Origin of the sequence: Pseudomonas sp. FP2309, assembly GCF_030687575.1 — a bacterium.
In the GTDB taxonomy this organism is placed as follows: Bacteria; Pseudomonadota; Gammaproteobacteria; order Pseudomonadales; family Pseudomonadaceae; genus Aquipseudomonas.
This window is the reverse complement of record NZ_CP117439.1, coordinates 687,190-702,578: the sequence shown is the minus strand read 5'-3', so window position 1 is coordinate 702,578 and position 15,389 is coordinate 687,190. Positions and strand designations below refer to the sequence as shown.

Sequence of the window (15,389 nt, the reverse complement as noted above, 5' to 3'; positions counted from 1 at the left end):
GGGTATCATGCCAACCCTTTTTCGAACTCTAATGATCCGGCCCCACAACAGGGAAGTCCTATGTCGGCGGTACGCATCGGCCCATATACATTGCACAACGGCTTGATTCTCGCCCCGATGGCGGGCGTCACCGATCAGCCCTTTCGTCAGCTCTGCAAACGTTTGGGCGCGGGTCTTGTAGTCTCGGAAATGGTCACCAGCGACATGAGCTTGTGGAACACCCGCAAATCGCGGATGCGCATGATCCACGAAGGTGATCCCGAGCCCCGCTCGGTACAGATCGCCGGTGGTGATGCGCAGATGCTGGCGGATGCGGCCCGAGCCAACGTGGAGTTGGGCGCACAGATCATCGACATCAACATGGGCTGCCCGGCCAAGAAGGTCTGCAACAAGGCCGCCGGTTCCGCCCTGTTGAAAGATGAGCAGTTGGTTGCCGAGATCCTGCAGGCCGTTGTCGCCGCAGTGGATGTGCCGGTGACCCTGAAGATTCGGACCGGTTGGGACCGGGACAACAAGAATGGCCTGACGGTGGCGAAGATCGCCGAACAGGCAGGCATCACAGCGCTGGCGGTGCATGGCCGCACCCGCGCCGATCTGTACACCGGTGAAGCCGAGTACGACACCATTGCCGCGATCAAGCAGGCGGTTTCGATGCCGGTCTTTGCCAATGGCGATATCGACTCAGCCGAGAAAGCCCGGCGCGTGCTGCACGCAACCGGTGCCGATGGTTTGTTGATTGGCCGGGCCGCCCAAGGGCGGCCGTGGATTTTCCGTGAGATCGAACACTTTTTGCGTACCGGCGACGTGATGCCGGCGCCGGAGCTGGTCGAGGTGGAACGTATTCTGCTAGAGCATCTGGCTGCCCTTCACACCTTCTATGGCGATGTGATGGGCGTGCGCATCGCTCGTAAGCATGTGGGTTGGTATCTCGCAACCCTGCCGGGCGCCAGGGAGTTTCGCGCCGGCTTCAATCGTTTGGATGAAACGCAAGCACAGGTCACCGCCGTTCGAGAGTTTTTTGCCGAACGAGACAAGAGCCTGAGAGCAGGGGACGGAAAAGGGGTGGCCGCATGACGATGATGACCGAGACTTTAGTGAGTGGAACAACACCCGTGAGCGACAACATCAATTTGAAACAGCACCTCAACACGCCGAGCGAAGAAGGCCAGACCCTTCGCGGGAGTGTCGAGAAGGCGCTGCACAATTATTTCGCCCACCTTGAGGGTGCTTCCGTCACGGACGTGTACAACCTGGTGCTCTCCGAAGTCGAAGCGCCCTTGCTCGAAAGCGTGATGAACTACGTCAAGGGCAACCAGACCAAAGCCAGTGAGCTGCTGGGCCTCAACCGTGGCACCTTGCGCAAAAAGCTCAAGCAATACGATTTGCTGTAAGCATTCAATCAAACCAGAAAGGCGCCCGCGTAAAACCGGTCGCCTTTTTTGCTGACTCCTTTGCTTTTGATGGAAATTGAAATGACCGACCAGACTACCCGCCTGCCGATCCGCCGCGCCTTGATCAGCGTCTCCGACAAGACCGGCATCCTCGAATTTGCCCGGGAGCTGGAAGCCCTGGGCGTGGAAATTCTCTCCACGGGCGGGACCTTCAAACTGCTGCAGGACAACGGCGTGGCCGCAGTAGAAGTCGCGGACTACACCGGTTTCGCGGAAATGATGGACGGTCGGGTCAAGACCCTGCACCCGAAAATCCACGGCGGCATCCTCGGCCGTCGCGGTATCGACGACACCATCATGGCCGAGCACGGCATCAAGCCGATCGACCTGGTGGCCGTTAACCTCTACCCCTTCGAAGCCACCATCAACAAGCCAGGCTGCGACCTGCCGACCGCCATCGAAAACATCGACATCGGCGGCCCGACCATGGTGCGCTCGGCGGCCAAGAACCATAAAGACGTGGCCATCGTGGTCAACGCCAGCGACTACGCCCAGGTGCTCGAAAGCCTGAAAGCCGGTGGCCTGACCTACGCCCAGCGTTTTGACCTGATGCTCAAGGCGTTCGAACACACCGCCGCCTACGACGGCATGATCGCCAACTACATGGGCACCGTGAACCAGGCCGCCGACACCCTGAGCACTGAAGGCCGCAGCCAGTTCCCGCGCACCTTCAACAGCCAGTTCATCAAGGCGCAGGAAATGCGCTACGGCGAGAACCCGCACCAGAGCGCGGCGTTCTACGTGGAAGCCAAGCCGGCCGAAGTCGGGATCGCCACCGCGACCCAACTGCAAGGCAAGGAGCTGTCCTACAACAACGTGGCCGACACCGACGCCGCGCTGGAATGCGTGAAAAGCTTCGTCAAACCGGCCTGCGTAATCGTCAAGCACGCCAATCCATGCGGCGTGGCGGTGAGCCCGGACGCTGAAGGCGGCATTCGCCAAGCCTACGAACTGGCCTACGCCACCGATACCGAATCGGCCTTCGGCGGCATCATCGCCTTCAACCGTGAACTAGACGCCGAGACCGCCAAGGCCATCGTCGACCGTCAATTCGTTGAGGTGATCATTGCACCAAGCGTCAGTGAAGAAGCCCGCGCCATCGTTGCCGCCAAGGCCAATGTGCGCCTGCTGGCCTGTGGCGAATGGTCGGCGGAACGCGCCGCTGCCTGGGACTACAAGCGCGTCAATGGCGGCTTGCTGGTACAGAGCCGCGACATCGGCATGATCGGCAGCGAAGACCTGAAAGTGGTCACCAAACGCGCACCGACCGAGCAAGAGATCAACGACCTGATCTTCGCCTGGAAAGTGGCCAAGTACGTTAAGTCCAACGCCATCGTCTACGCCAAGAACCGCCAGACCATCGGTGTTGGCGCCGGCCAGATGAGCCGCGTGAACTCGGCGCGTATCGCCGCGATCAAGGCTGAGCACGCCGGTCTGCAGGTTGTGGGTTCGGTGATGGCATCCGACGCGTTCTTCCCGTTCCGTGATGGCCTGGACAACGCCGCCAAGGCCGGCGTGACCGCCGTGATCCAACCGGGCGGTTCGATGCGCGACGCAGAAGTGATTGCCGCGGCTGATGAGGCAGGCATCGCGATGGTCTTCACCGGTATGCGCCATTTCCGCCACTAAGCCACTGCGTAAAGTAGCCCGCTTATCGCTGCAAGCGCCAAGCAAGAGCAGACCAGAGTCGCTTTTACTTTCGCTTGCAGCCTTACTCATTCAAGGCTGCGCAACGCAGGGTGGAGCAATACAAATTGCTTTTAACTTGCCGCTTGCAGCTTGCAGCTTTTAACTTCCCTCGAAGGAGTCTGACTTGAACGTCCTCATCATTGGCAGCGGTGGCCGTGAACATGCCCTGGCCTGGAAAGTTGCCCAGGACCCGCGCGTCCAGAAAGTTTTCGTAGCCCCCGGCAACGCCGGCACCGCAATTGAAGCCAAGTGCGAAAACGTCGCCATCGACGTGTTGGCCCTGGAACAACTGGCGGACTTCGCAGCGCAGAACGTCGCTCTGACCATCGTCGGTCCGGAAGTGCCGCTGGTTGCCGGCGTTGTGGACCTGTTCCGCAGCCGTGGCCTGGATTGCTTCGGCCCAACCGCCGGTGCTGCACAGCTGGAAGGCTCCAAGGCGTTCACCAAGGACTTCCTGGCGCGCCACAAGATCCCGACCGCCGACTACCAGAATTTCACCGAAATCGAGCCGGCCCTGGCTTACCTGCGTGAAAAAGGTGCGCCGATCGTGATCAAGGCCGATGGCCTGGCCGCGGGCAAAGGCGTGATCGTCGCGATGACCCTGCAGGAAGCCGAAGACGCCGTACGCGATATGCTCGCCGGCAACGCGTTCGGTGATGCCGGCTCGCGCGTGGTAATCGAGGAATTCCTCGACGGCGAAGAAGCCAGCTTTATCGTGATGGTCGACGGCAAGAACGTATTGCCGATGGCCACCAGCCAGGACCACAAGCGCGTCGGCGACGGCGACAGCGGCCCGAACACGGGCGGCATGGGCGCATACTCCCCTGCCCCAGTGGTCACCAGCGAAGTGCATCAGCGCGTCATGGACCTGGTGATCTGGCCAACCGTTCGCGGCATGGCCGACGAAGGCAATGTCTACACCGGTTTCCTCTACGCCGGGCTGATGATCGACAAGGCCGGCAACCCGAAAGTTATCGAGTTCAACTGCCGCTTCGGTGATCCGGAAACCCAACCGGTAATGCTGCGTCTGCAGTCGAGCCTGGTACTGCTGGTGGAAGCCGCCCTCGCCCAAGCCCTGGACAAAGTTGAAGCCCAGTGGGACCCACGCCCGAGCGTCGGCATTGTGCTGGCGGCCGGTGGTTACCCTGCCGACTACGCCAAAGGCGATGTGATTAAAGGCCTGGACGCGGCGGCGACCCTGGAAGGCAAGGTGTTCCATGCGGGCACCGCCCTCAAGGATGGCCAGGTCGTGACCGCCGGTGGCCGCGTGCTGTGCGCCACCGCAATGGGTGACAGCGTCGATGCCGCGCAACAACAGGCGTATAAGCTGGCCAGTAAAATCGATTGGAACGGCTGCTTTTATCGCACCGACATCGGCTACCGCGCCATTGCCCGTGAACGCGGCGAAACGCAGTAACACTAACTATCCGTTCGGTTAGGCAAGGGCCTCTGGCCCTTGCCGTATACAGGCTCCCCGCGCATAGTTAACCCGTGCATCAACCTACGAAGGGATTTCGCCGTGCGCTGGCTCAGGATCGCCATAGGTTTCACTGTCAGTCTGCTGACGCTGCTCTGCCTGTTCCCGGCCCAGGCCGCCGCACAGGGCAGTGGCTGGGCAGTATTGCTTGATGAACAGGCCGACCTGCAACTGAGCGACATCCGCTCCCCCCGCTACACCAACCAATTCAGCCCCATCGAACTGGACCGCATTACCGCCGCGCAACCGGACGGCGCGTTGTGGGTACGTTTCAAGCTGCAACCGGGCAAGCACGAGCAAGTACTTCGGGTATTCGCCCCGGACCTGTCCCACCTGAGCCTGTATGTCCTGGACGGCGACACTCTGGTGGAGCAACAAAATACCGGCACCCGCCAGCCCCAGGCGGAACGCCCGTTGCCCAGCACCGACTTCATGCTGCCGATACCCCAGAGTCAGAAGCCCCTGGAAGTCTATCTGCGCCTGGTATCGGAACACGAGCTGCGCCCCTATATCACCCTGGAACCGGCCGTGCTCGCCGCCGCCGACCAGACCCAGACGCTGATCTACGGCCTGCTGTTCGGCTGCCTGATGATGCTGATCCTGCATAACCTCTCACGCTTTGCCTACCATCGCTCGCGCAGCAGCCTGTGGCTCGCGGCCTGCGAAGTGCTGTTGATGCTGAGCCTCGCGCTGTTGCTCAACCTGGTGGGCCCGTGGTTGCCGAACTGGCACGCGATCCAGACCCCAGGCGCCTACCTGGCGCTGCTCATGACCGCGCCATGCGGGCTGATGTTCGCCTACCGTTTCTTCATGCCCCTGGGGCCGCACCCGCTGAACAAACTGTTGATGGCCGACATCCTGTTTATCGTGCTGTCCGGCCTGTTGCTGTTGTTCGTCAACACCCTGCCGCTGAACATCATCACCTACGCCCTGGTAGCCCTGGCGGGCCTGAGCATGTTGTTTGTCTCGGCGTATCACTGGCAGAAAGGCTATCGGCCGGCGCGTTTATTCGTGGCGGGCATGGTGGTGTTCAATATCGGCACGCTGATCATCCTCCCGGCGCTGCTGGGCCTGACCATGATCTCGCCCCAGGGTTTGATCGTCACACTCCTCGCGTTCATCTGCCTCAGCGGCCTGCTGATGAGCCTGGCCCTGGGTGAGCGCCAGCGCGCTATCGTCGAGGCGCGCTTCAGCCTCAGCCGCGACCTGGCCGCCAGCAACGCCGAGATCGCCGCCAAGGCCGAGTTCCTGGCCAAGATCAGCCACGAAATCCGCACCCCCATGAACGGCGTGCTGGGCATGACCGAACTGTTGCTCGGCACCCCGTTGTCGGTGAAGCAGCGCGACTACGTGCAGACCATCCACAGCGCCGGCAACGAACTGCTCACGCTGATCAACGAGATCCTCGACATCTCCAAGCTCGAATCCGGGCAGATCGAGCTGGATGATGTGCAATTCGACCTCAATGCGCTGATCGAAGACTGCCTGAGCATCTACCGCGCCAAGGCCGAGCAGCAGAACGTCGAGTTGATCAGCTTCATCCAGCCTCAGGTGCCCCGCGTCATCAGCGGCGACCCCACACGCCTGCGCCAGGCGCTGTTGAGCCTGCTGGAAAACGCCCTGCACAAAACCGATGAGGGTGAAGTGCTGATCGTCGTCGCCCTGGACGACCGCAGCACCAAGCCGCGCCTGCGCATCGCCGTGCAAGACAGCGGCCTGCCCATGGACGCCGCCGAGCGTGATGCGCTGCTGCACAGTGAACTGCACAGCAAGAACTTCCTGTCGGCCACCCGTTTGAGCGGCCATCTGGGCCTGGTGATCGCACGCCAGCTTATCCTGTTGATGAACGGCGAGTTCGGCGTCAAAAGCGGCAGCCATCAGGGGAGCACGTTGTGGCTGACCCTGCCCCTGGACCCGGAACGCCTGGAACACCCGACCTCCGACCTCGACGGCCCGCTCAAGGACGCGCGCGTGCTGGTGGTGGACGACAACGACACCTGCCGCAAGGTGCTGGTGCAGCAATGCACGGCCTGGGGCCTGAATGTCAGCGCCGTACCGTCGGGCAAGGAAGCCCTGGCGTTGCTGCGCACCAAGGCGCACCTGCGCGACTACTTTGATGTGGTGCTGCTGGACCAGAACATGCCCGGCATGACCGGCATGCAGTTGGCGGCGAAAATCAAAGAAGACCCGAGCCTGAACCACGACATTCTGCTGATCATGCTCACGGGCATCAGCAATGCGCCGAGCAAGATCATCGCACGCAACTGCGGGATCAAGCGCATCCTCGCCAAGCCGGTGGCCGGCTACACCCTCAAAACCACCCTGGCCGACGAGCTGACCCAACGCAACAAAGGCGGCGTTGCGCCACGCGCGATGCTCAACCCGCCGGTGGAAGTGACCGTGCCCAGCGATTTCAAGATCCTGGTGGCCGAAGACAACAGCATCTCCACCAAAGTGATTCGCGGCATGCTCGGCAAGCTCAACCTTAACCCGGACACCGCCAGCAATGGCGAAGAAGCACTGCAAGCCATGAAAGCCCAGCGCTACGACCTGGTGTTGATGGACTGTGAAATGCCGATCCTCGATGGCTTCTCGGCCACCCAGCAACTGCGCGCCTGGGAGGTCAGTCACCAACGCATTCGCACCCCCGTGGTGGCACTCACCGCGCACATCCTCTCGGAACACAAAGAACGCGCACGCCAGGCGGGCATGGATGGGCACATGGCCAAACCGGTGGAATTGTCGCAGTTACGTGAGCTGGTGGAGTTCTGGGTGGCGCAACGCCAACAGAAACAACAACACAGCCCCGTGTCCTGACTGCTACAGGACCTGAAGGCCTGATAGACTCCCCCACGACTTCTCCTGCCACGAGCCGCCCCCATGCTCCACGTGTTGTTCAGCGTTTACCTGAAGATGCTCGTGCTCTATAGCCCGTTCTTCGTGCTGTCCTGCTTTATCAGTCTGACCCGCGGCTATTCCAGCAAAGAGCGGCGACGCCTGGCCTGGAAGGTGGCGTTGGCGACCCTGGTCTCGAGTGTGTTGCTCTACCTGTTCGGTCGGGTGATTTTCAGTGTGTTCGGCATCACCGTGGATGCGTTCCGCATCGGCGCCGGCAGTGTGTTGTTCATCTCCGCCCTGGGTATGGCCCAGGGCAAGTCGGCGGTGCAGACCGACAACGTGCAGCAGGACGTGACCATCGTGCCGCTGACCATCCCCCTCACCGTCGGCCCCGGCACCATCGGCGCCTTGCTGGTGATGGGCGTCAGCCAGCCACACTGGGATGACAAGCTCACCGCCATCCTCAGCATCGCCCTGGCCAGCCTCACCGTTGGCGTGGTGCTGTACCTGTCCAATCGGATCGAACGCATCCTCGGCGACCAGGGCTTGCAGATTGTCAGCCGGTTGATGGGCTTGTTCGTGTGCGCCCTGGCCGCGCAAATCATTTTTACCGGCGTGCGCGGTTATCTGGTGCCTTAAATCCGGTACCTGGCAATGGCCGACTGCACCTTGTCCCCAGCACTCTCGCGCATCAGTTGCAGGGTCTTGTCGTTGACCATCGACGTATTCAGCACCAGACAGGTCTGCCCGCTGAACGCCTCAACCGAGCCACTGTCCCACTCCAGGAACGGCAACCCCACCTGCTTGCTCACGCCCTGAGTGCTGTAAGTCACCAGCACCATCATCAGTTCACCGTCCGCCTCGGCACAGGACGCCAGGCCGAAATCACCGCCCTGGTGCAGTGTGCTGTTGCGCTTGAACAGTTCGAAGGACGTCGGCTGCTGCTTCAACGCTTCCAACGCATCCGCCGCGAGTTTCGGCAGCGTCGCCACCAAAGGCCCGGACAACGACATCGAGGCCCACAGCGCCGCGATGATATTCAGCGCCGTCAGTTGCACTGTCAGGCCCTTGCCGTGACTTGAGACCCGTTCGAAACGGCTGCGCACCGGCACCCAGCCCAGGCCTGTCATCACCTTGATAAATTCCTCATACCAGGCCTCGCTACCGCGAGGAATGTTCAGCACATCACTGACGTAGCTGCTGGCCAGCAGATAGCTTTTGCGGATGTACTCCCGGTTCACACCGGACAGCCCCTGCGCAAACGAAATCACGCTGTTGTTGACCACCGCCGCATCGCATTCCTCCTCAGTATCGAGCGGCAAGACGGCCTGTTCTGCAGATGTCTTCGGCAGTCGGTAAGCCGCAATCAACTTGCGCCTTTTGGTCGTGTTGATCCTTCTGTGATATCGCTCCATTTTTCGTTCTCCACAAGCACCCCACATGGGGCTTGCTTGCACCCTAATCCAGCGTTCGGTGAGCTTGCCAGACGATAAACATCGCTTGGCCCAGCCCCTCCAAAAACACCGCCCAGCAATCGTTGGGGGCAGCACCCGCCCTTCCGGTTTTCGACGATAAAAAAAGAAAAAGCCCCGAATAACGCCCGATGTTTACCAGGCGCTATTCGGAGCTTTCGTGCCGCTTCAGCCGACGGGTTTTTCGCCGTACCAGCGCGGCGTATACACCCACTCACCACCTCCGGCACGGGGGAATGTGCAGGTGGTGGACGAGCCGATCAGCACCATGGTGCGCATGTCCACCTGCTCCGGGGTCAATTGCCCCAGGGTGGTGACCCGCAGGGTCTGGCCTGGGCGACCGATGTCGCGCCCCAGCACCACCGGGGTGGCGGGCGCGCGATGCAACGCGACGATTTCCAGCGCACGGCCCAACTGCCAGGGCCGCGAGCGGGAGATCGGGTTGTAGAACGCCAGCGCCAGGTCGGCCTGGGCAGACAGGTCCAGACGCTTTTCGATGATCGACCAGGGCTTGAGGTTGTCCGACAGCGACATCACGCAGAAGTCATGCCCCAGCGGCGCACCGGCCTGGGCGGCAGTGGCCAGGGAGGCCGACACGCCCGGCAGGATCTGCAGGTCGACCAGATGCCAGGCCGGGTCGTCGGACTCATGCAATGCCTCGATCACCGCCGCCGCCATGGCAAATACACCGGGGTCACCGGAGGACACCACCACCACCGAACGGCCGCTGGCAGCCAGTTCGAACGCATGGCGCGCACGCTGCATCTCTTCGCGGTTGTCGGTGCAGTGCTGCACCTGGTCGTCACGGAACGGCCCGGCCATGCGCACATAAGTTTCATAGCCCAGCACATCGGTGCAACGCGCCAGTTCGGCTTTGACCGCCGGCACCATCAACTCGGCAGCGCCAGGGCCCAGGCCGATCACCGCGAGGCGACCACGGGGGCGCCCGACTTGCGACACATCCAGCGGTTGCTCGGCCATCTCGATGACGATATCGGCGTCCTGGGTCACGCGGCCAAAACGCAGCGGCACCGCCAGCGCCAACGCCGCTTCATGCAGCGAAACCTCAGCCATGTGCAGGTCGCCCGCCAACAGGCACGCCAGGGATTGCACGGCGATCCCGGCCTCCTGCAATGCCACGCGCACGCGTTGCGCCAAATCCGCCCCCGGCTTGCACGTAACACATACGTTCTTCGGATAAATCAGCAGCTCGTTGACCACCGGCACCCGCTCGGCACTGCCCACATGGATGGCCAGACGCGCGTGCGGGTCCTGGGGCAGGTTCGCTTGATCCAGCCACGGCGCCGCGCCTTCGATGCGTACGCTTTGACCGGCCAGCAGGTCCGAGACGAAGCGCTTGCCCAGCTCCAGATCGGCCAACTCATAGCCCGTCGGCGGGTTGAGCAGGCAGGTGCCGAAGCGCAACTCGCCACTGGTGGTGATCGCCGCGGCGACGTTGAGCGCCGCCGCGATGTTCCGCGCCATCCCATTAACGCCGCCCAGTCCACCGAGCAGCGGCACCACGGCGCTGCCGTCTTCGGCCACGGCCAGCACGGCCGGCTCTTCACCTTTTTCCAGCAACAGCGGCGCCAGGGTGCGGATCACAATACCCGCCGCGCACAGGGCAATCAGCGGCGTGCCCTGTTGATACAGCTGACGCACAGTGACGCCGAACTCGGTGTAGGCCAGGTCCGCGCCCTCAACCCGCCCGAGCAAACCGTGGATCAACGCGCCGGGGTACAGCTGCTGGATCTTGCGCGCAGTGGCCAGGCTGCCCTGCCCCAGAATGACAATCGCCGGACGCGTCATCCTTGCCACCGTTCACCAGGCACGATGATCAGCGAGAAATACGGCGAGGACGACGGGTCGACCTGATCCAGCGGCACGATCTTCTGATTGACCATGGTGGCGCGTTCCACGTACAGCGCGCGCTCGGCCAGACCGAGCTCTTCCAACACCTGGCGCACCTTATGGAAGTTACGGCCCAGCTTCATGATCACCGCCGCGTCGGCATCCGCCAGGCGGCGCTTGAGATCGTCATGGGGCAGCACGCCCGACAGCACCGACAGGCTCTGGTTGCGATACACCAACGGCGCGCCCAGCACCGAAGCGCCGCCGAGCATCGAGCACACGCCAGGGATGACCTGGGCTTCGTAGCGTTCGGCCAGGCGGTCATGCAGGTACATGTAGGACCCGTAGAAGAACGGATCGCCTTCGCAGATCACCGCCACATCGCGACCGGCATCCAGGTGCGCGGCCACCTCGACGCTGGCGCTGTCGTAGAAATCGCTGATCACTTGCTCATAGGACAAGGGCGCGGGCAGCGCTTCGGTGGTCACCGGGTACACCAGCGGCATCAGAGTTTGTTGCGCCACCAGGTGGTCTTCGATGATGCCGAACGCGTTACCTTTCTTGCCCTTGGCCACGAAGTACGCCACCACCGGCGACTCGCGCAGCAGGCGCAGCGCCTTGAGGGTGATCAGCTCGGGATCGCCGGGGCCCACGCCCAGGCCGATCAAACGTCCGCGTGCCGGCATCATTCGACCTCCGTGGCGAGCGCATTGACCGCCGCCGCGGCCATCGCACTGCCACCCAAACGGCCCTGCATGATCACGAACGGAACGCCACGGCTGTCGGCCGCCAGCATCGCCTTGGATTCGGCGGCGCCGACAAAGCCGACCGGGAAGCCGAGGATCAGCGCCGGCTTCGGCGCACCGGCATCGAGCATTTCCAGCAGGTAGAACAGCGCGGTCGGCGCGTTACCGATCACCACCACACTGCCTTCCAAATGCGGGCGCCACAGCTCCAGAGCGGCAGCCGAGCGGGTATTGCCCAGCGCCTGCGCCAGCGCCGGCACGCTGTCGTCGCGCAAGGTGCAGATCACTTCGTTGTTGGCCGGCAAGCGGGTGCGGGTCACGCCTTCGGAGACCATGCGCGCATCACACAAAATCGGCGCGCCGGCGGCCAACGCGTCGCGCCCGGCCTTGCCTGCGCCTTCAGAGAATTGCAGGCCGTCGATGGCATCGACCATGCCGCACGCATGAATCACCCGCACCGCGAGTTTTTCCAGGTCGGCCGGGATGCGGTCCAACTTGGCTTCCGCGCGAATAATGGCAAAGGAGTTGCGATAGATCTCCTGACCGTCGCGGATGTAATCAATCATCGGTGTTGCTCCGTGGGTGAGCGCGCAACAGGGCGCCCGCCGCTTCAATGGAAAGGGTGCGCGCGTGCAGCCGGCCGAACCCTGGGTGGGCTGCATCGCGAAAATAGAGGTCGTAGTGGCCGGGGCTCACCGCCAGCAGGGTGACGGGCGCGGTGTGCGCCGCAGCGCAGGAGCGCGGGCAACCGGACAAGTGCACGCTGTGGGCGGTTCGCAGCGCCGCCAGCTGCACGGCGTCGGCCTTGGTGTCGGCCAGGGCTTTGCCGCAGCCGCGGGAGCCGGTGCAAGCGGTCAAACGCGCCAGGGGCTGGTCGATGGAACACAGAAAACCCAGTTGCGCCAGGCGCTCGGTCACGGCGTGAGGTTTCTCGACGTAGGGCAGCAGCACGCCTTGCCAGGGGGTGAAGCGCAACGTGCCGTCGCCATAATCGTCCGCCAGCTGTGCGGCGCCCTTGAGCATCGTCGGATCCAGTCGACCCAAGGGGGCGGCGGCGGCGACATAAAACTGATTCTGTTGCGACTGTGGATAAGTGCCGAGATGCAGCAAAGCCCCGCTGAGTGGGCGTTTGAACCCGTCGACCGGCAGCAGCGGCAAGCGCAGGCGGCTCAGTAAGTTATCCACAGGCAACTGGCGCATGCGCGTCTGTTCGGCGGTGGCGAGGTCGAGAAAAACCTCCAACACCGCCACCACCAGCGCGTGGCCCTGATCCAACGGCACCGCGGCCAAGGGCGCATTCAGCCCCGGACATCCGGCCAGACCGAACGCAAGTAACGTCTGGCCATTACGCACGAACGCCGACAGCCACAGGTCATGGTGATGCTCAAGCATCGCCAGCGCCTCGCCGCCATCCACTTGCACGGCGAACTTGGCCGACAACTCATGAAAACGCGGATGGGTTTGCAGGGTCGCGAGGATCTGAGCGGCCAGCGGACGCGTGTCGAACAGCATTTGCGGGTCGATCCCGGCGCTGGGGCTGAGCATCAGGTTGCGCACATCGTCACCGGCGGCGTTGCTCGGGCCCAGGTCTGCGGCCAGCAGCCTGGCGATCAGGGCGTCCTGCTCGGCGCCGATTCCGCGGATCTGCAGGTTGGCACGGTTGGTCGCCTCGATCACCCCACCGGCATACGTCTGGGCCGCGTCCGCCACGGCGTTGGCCTGGGCGGCGGTGATCGAACCACCGGCCAGTTTGATCCGGCAGATGCCGCCATCCAGCGCCTGGACGATACGCAGCAACCCCGGACAAGCCGAGGGGCGCAAGGTATTCACAGCGGGCGTTGGATTCACGGGGCTACCGGTTGACGGGTAAAGGCGCGGTATTATGCCTGCTTTGTCCGGCGGCATGAAAAGCCTGCCCGTCGGATGTCGTTCAAGGAATTGATATGTCGCCCTGGCTGACGGTTGTAGGCATCGGTGAAGACGGCTTCAAGGGGCTGGGCAGGAATGCCCGGCATGCCCTGTTGCGCGCCACGCGGATTATAGGTGCGCAGCGCCAGTTGGACCTGTTGCCGGTGTGTATTCGTGGCGAGCGCCAGCTGTGGCCGAGCCCGTTTTCCCTGGAGCCGGTGCTGGCCACACCGGGCGAACCGGTGTGTGTGCTGGCCAGTGGCGATCCGATGTTCTATGGCGTGGGGGCCAGTTTGGCGCGGCAGGTGGCGGCTGAAGAATTGCTGATTCTGCCCGCGCCTTCGTCGGTGTCCCTTGCCGCCGCGCGTTTGGGCTGGCCGTTACAGGACGTGGTGACGTTATCCGTGGTGGCCCGGCCCGTCGCGGCAATCAACGCGCATCTGGCCAGTGGTGTGCGCTTGTTAGTGCTGAGTAATGATGGTGGCAGCCCTGCGTTGATCGCCGCCGTGTTGACTGAGGCCGGGTTCGGACCGAGCCGATTGACCGTGTTTGAACACTTGGGCGGCGCCAATGAGCGGCGTATTGACGGCCTGGCTGCGGAGTGGCAGCACCACTCGGCCGCCGATCTGAATCTGGTCGCCATCGATTGCCTCGCCTCTCCCGACACCCCACGTCTGTCGCGCCTGGCAGGCCTGCCGGATAGCGCCTTCAAGCACGATGGCCAACTGACCAAACGCGATGTGCGCGCCATGACCCTCGCCCGCCTGGCCCCCATGCCGGGCGAACTGTTGTGGGATGTGGGTGCAGGCAGCGGTTCCATCGGTATCGAATGGATGCGCGCCCACCCCAGTTGCCGTGCGCTGGCGATTGAAGCCGACGCAGGCCGCCAAGACTTGATCGAACACAACCGCGACGCCCTCGGCGTGCCTGGCCTGCACCTGGTACGCGGCACCGCCCCGGACGCCTTGCACGGTTTGCCGACACCCGACGCGATCTTCATCGGCGGTGGCGTCACCCGCGACAGCGTGCTCGACACCTGCTGGCAACAGCTGCGCCCTGGTGGTCGCTTGATTGCCAATGCCGTGACCCTGCAAAGCGAAATGACCTTGATGAACTGGCGCGCGCAGCACGGCGGCGAACTGACCCGCATCCACGTGGCCCAGGCGCAGCCGTTGGGGGAGTTCGATACCTGGCGCCAGGCGCTGCCGATCACCTTGCTTGAAGTGACCAAGCCGCTATGAAACGCATCCTGCTGCTGGGCGGCGTGACTGAAGCGCTGGCCATTGCTCGCACGCTGGGCCCGGAACATATCTACAGCCTGGCCGGTGTCGGCCGCGTGCCCACCGACCTCTCCTGCCAGGTGCGCGTCGGGGGTTATGGGGGAGCCGAGGGGCTGGCGCAGTTCGTTCGCGATGAGGGGGTTAGCCTGATCCTCGACGCGACCCATCCGTATGCGGCGCAGATCAGCCGCAATGCCGCCGAGGCGGCACAGTTGAGCGGCGTGCCCTGCTGGGCACTGCGTCGCCCGGCGTGGCAGCCGCAGGCAGGGGATGATTGGCGCGAAGTGAGTGATTGGGCCGAGCTGATCGCGGCGCTGAAACCCTTCAAACGGCCATTGTTTACGCTGGGCCGCGAACCGCTGCAACACCTCGAAGAGATCCCCGCAGACCAGTACTGGACGCTGCGCGCACTGGACGTATATCCGGGCAATGAGCGCTGCGAAGTCATCGGCGCACGCGGGCCGTTTTTGATCGACGACGAGCGAGCGTTGTTTGAGCGGCGGCAGATAGATGTGCTGATCAGCAAGAACAGCGGCAGCACCGCCACCGAGCCGAAGCTGGAAGTGGCGCGGGAACGAGGGGTGCCAGTGCTGGTGTTGAAACGGCCGGTGTTGGCGGCCGTGGACCGGGAGTTCCCGACCGTCGCCGCGGCATTACAGGCAATCACCCTTCTCTAA

General features: G+C 63.2%; 13 protein-coding genes. 8 read left to right on the top strand and 5 right to left on the bottom strand.

Features of this window, described 5'->3' with window-relative positions:
* Positions 1-60 precede the first annotated feature (60 nt).
* From dusB to PSH59_RS03015, 6 genes are all read left to right on the top strand, one after another.
* A complete protein-coding gene (gene dusB, locus PSH59_RS03040) occupies positions 61-1,074 on the top strand; it encodes a tRNA dihydrouridine synthase DusB (protein ID WP_248077622.1) in 1,014 nt (337 codons plus the stop codon).
* The gene (fis, locus tag PSH59_RS03035; RefSeq protein WP_221540807.1) at positions 1,071-1,391 is read left to right on the top strand and encodes a DNA-binding transcriptional regulator Fis; all 321 of its coding nucleotides are present in this window, start codon (positions 1,071-1,073) and stop codon (positions 1,389-1,391) included. Before dusB ends, fis begins: the two co-directional genes overlap by 4 nt.
* 81 nt (positions 1,392-1,472) lie before the next feature.
* Positions 1,473-3,080, top strand: coding sequence for a bifunctional phosphoribosylaminoimidazolecarboxamide formyltransferase/IMP cyclohydrolase (gene purH / locus PSH59_RS03030; protein WP_305394277.1), 1,608 nt, complete (start codon positions 1,473-1,475; stop codon positions 3,078-3,080).
* Positions 3,081-3,264: 184 nt separating this feature from the next.
* Complete coding sequence (gene purD, locus PSH59_RS03025) at positions 3,265-4,557, top strand: phosphoribosylamine--glycine ligase (RefSeq protein ID WP_305394276.1); 1,293 nt, start codon at positions 3,265-3,267, stop codon at positions 4,555-4,557.
* Positions 4,558-4,659: 102 nt separating this feature from the next.
* Positions 4,660-7,434, top strand: a complete 2,775-nt coding sequence (locus tag PSH59_RS03020; protein ID WP_305394275.1) for a hybrid sensor histidine kinase/response regulator — start codon at positions 4,660-4,662, stop codon at positions 7,432-7,434.
* 63 nt (positions 7,435-7,497) lie between these two features.
* Entirely contained in the window at positions 7,498-8,094 is a 597-nt protein-coding gene (locus PSH59_RS03015; RefSeq protein ID WP_003171467.1) for a MarC family protein, read from the top strand.
* Here PSH59_RS03015 and PSH59_RS03010 read toward each other — a convergent pair.
* The 5 genes from PSH59_RS03010 to cobG form a co-directional block, all read right to left on the bottom strand.
* Entirely contained in the window at positions 8,091-8,870 is a 780-nt protein-coding gene (locus tag PSH59_RS03010) for a hypothetical protein (RefSeq protein WP_305394274.1), read from the bottom strand. The genes PSH59_RS03015 and PSH59_RS03010 overlap by 4 nt on opposite strands.
* 225 nt (positions 8,871-9,095) lie before the next feature.
* Positions 9,096-10,736, bottom strand: a complete 1,641-nt coding sequence (cobJ, locus tag PSH59_RS03005) for a precorrin-3B C(17)-methyltransferase (protein WP_305394273.1) — start codon at positions 10,734-10,736, stop codon at positions 9,096-9,098.
* A complete protein-coding gene (locus PSH59_RS03000; RefSeq protein WP_248077719.1) occupies positions 10,733-11,464 on the bottom strand; it encodes a precorrin-2 C(20)-methyltransferase in 732 nt (243 codons plus the stop codon). The genes cobJ and PSH59_RS03000 overlap by 4 nt, the downstream gene beginning before the upstream one ends.
* A complete protein-coding gene (locus tag PSH59_RS02995; RefSeq protein ID WP_305394272.1) occupies positions 11,464-12,090 on the bottom strand; it encodes a precorrin-8X methylmutase in 627 nt (208 codons plus the stop codon). The genes PSH59_RS03000 and PSH59_RS02995 overlap by 1 nt, the downstream gene beginning before the upstream one ends.
* Positions 12,083-13,429, bottom strand: a complete 1,347-nt coding sequence (gene cobG / locus PSH59_RS02990; protein ID WP_305394271.1) for a precorrin-3B synthase — start codon at positions 13,427-13,429, stop codon at positions 12,083-12,085. Before cobG ends, PSH59_RS02995 begins: the two co-directional genes overlap by 8 nt.
* Before the next feature lie 38 nt (positions 13,430-13,467).
* Here cobG and cbiE point away from each other — a divergent pair, with 38 nt between their 5' ends.
* Both cbiE and PSH59_RS02980 read left to right on the top strand, forming a co-directional pair.
* The gene (gene cbiE, locus PSH59_RS02985; protein WP_248077602.1) at positions 13,468-14,673 is read left to right on the top strand and encodes a precorrin-6y C5,15-methyltransferase (decarboxylating) subunit CbiE; all 1,206 of its coding nucleotides are present in this window, start codon (positions 13,468-13,470) and stop codon (positions 14,671-14,673) included.
* The gene (locus tag PSH59_RS02980) at positions 14,670-15,389 is read left to right on the top strand and encodes a cobalt-precorrin-6A reductase (protein ID WP_305394270.1); all 720 of its coding nucleotides are present in this window, start codon (positions 14,670-14,672) and stop codon (positions 15,387-15,389) included. Before cbiE ends, PSH59_RS02980 begins: the two co-directional genes overlap by 4 nt.

Excerpts from the sequence above, each read along its gene's own strand:
- PSH59_RS03015 (WP_003171467.1), top strand. The coding sequence starts at position 7,498 with ATGCTCCACGTGTTGTTCAGCGTTTACCTGAAGATGCTCGTGCTCTAT.
- dusB (WP_248077622.1), top strand. The coding sequence starts at position 61 with ATGTCGGCGGTACGCATCGGCCCATATACATTGCACAACGGCTTGATT.
- cobG (WP_305394271.1), bottom strand. The coding sequence starts at position 13,429 with ATGCCGCCGGACAAAGCAGGCATAATACCGCGCCTTTACCCGTCAACC.
- cbiE (WP_248077602.1), top strand. The coding sequence starts at position 13,468 with ATGTCGCCCTGGCTGACGGTTGTAGGCATCGGTGAAGACGGCTTCAAG.
- PSH59_RS03010 (WP_305394274.1), bottom strand. The coding sequence starts at position 8,870 with ATGGAGCGATATCACAGAAGGATCAACACGACCAAAAGGCGCAAGTTG.
- PSH59_RS02980 (WP_305394270.1), top strand. The coding sequence starts at position 14,670 with ATGAAACGCATCCTGCTGCTGGGCGGCGTGACTGAAGCGCTGGCCATT.
- PSH59_RS03000 (WP_248077719.1), bottom strand. The coding sequence starts at position 11,464 with ATGCCGGCACGCGGACGTTTGATCGGCCTGGGCGTGGGCCCCGGCGAT.
- cobJ (WP_305394273.1), bottom strand. The coding sequence starts at position 10,736 with ATGACGCGTCCGGCGATTGTCATTCTGGGGCAGGGCAGCCTGGCCACT.
- fis (WP_221540807.1), top strand. The coding sequence starts at position 1,071 with ATGACGATGATGACCGAGACTTTAGTGAGTGGAACAACACCCGTGAGC.
- purH (WP_305394277.1), top strand. The coding sequence starts at position 1,473 with ATGACCGACCAGACTACCCGCCTGCCGATCCGCCGCGCCTTGATCAGC.
- PSH59_RS02995 (WP_305394272.1), bottom strand. The coding sequence starts at position 12,090 with ATGATTGATTACATCCGCGACGGTCAGGAGATCTATCGCAACTCCTTT.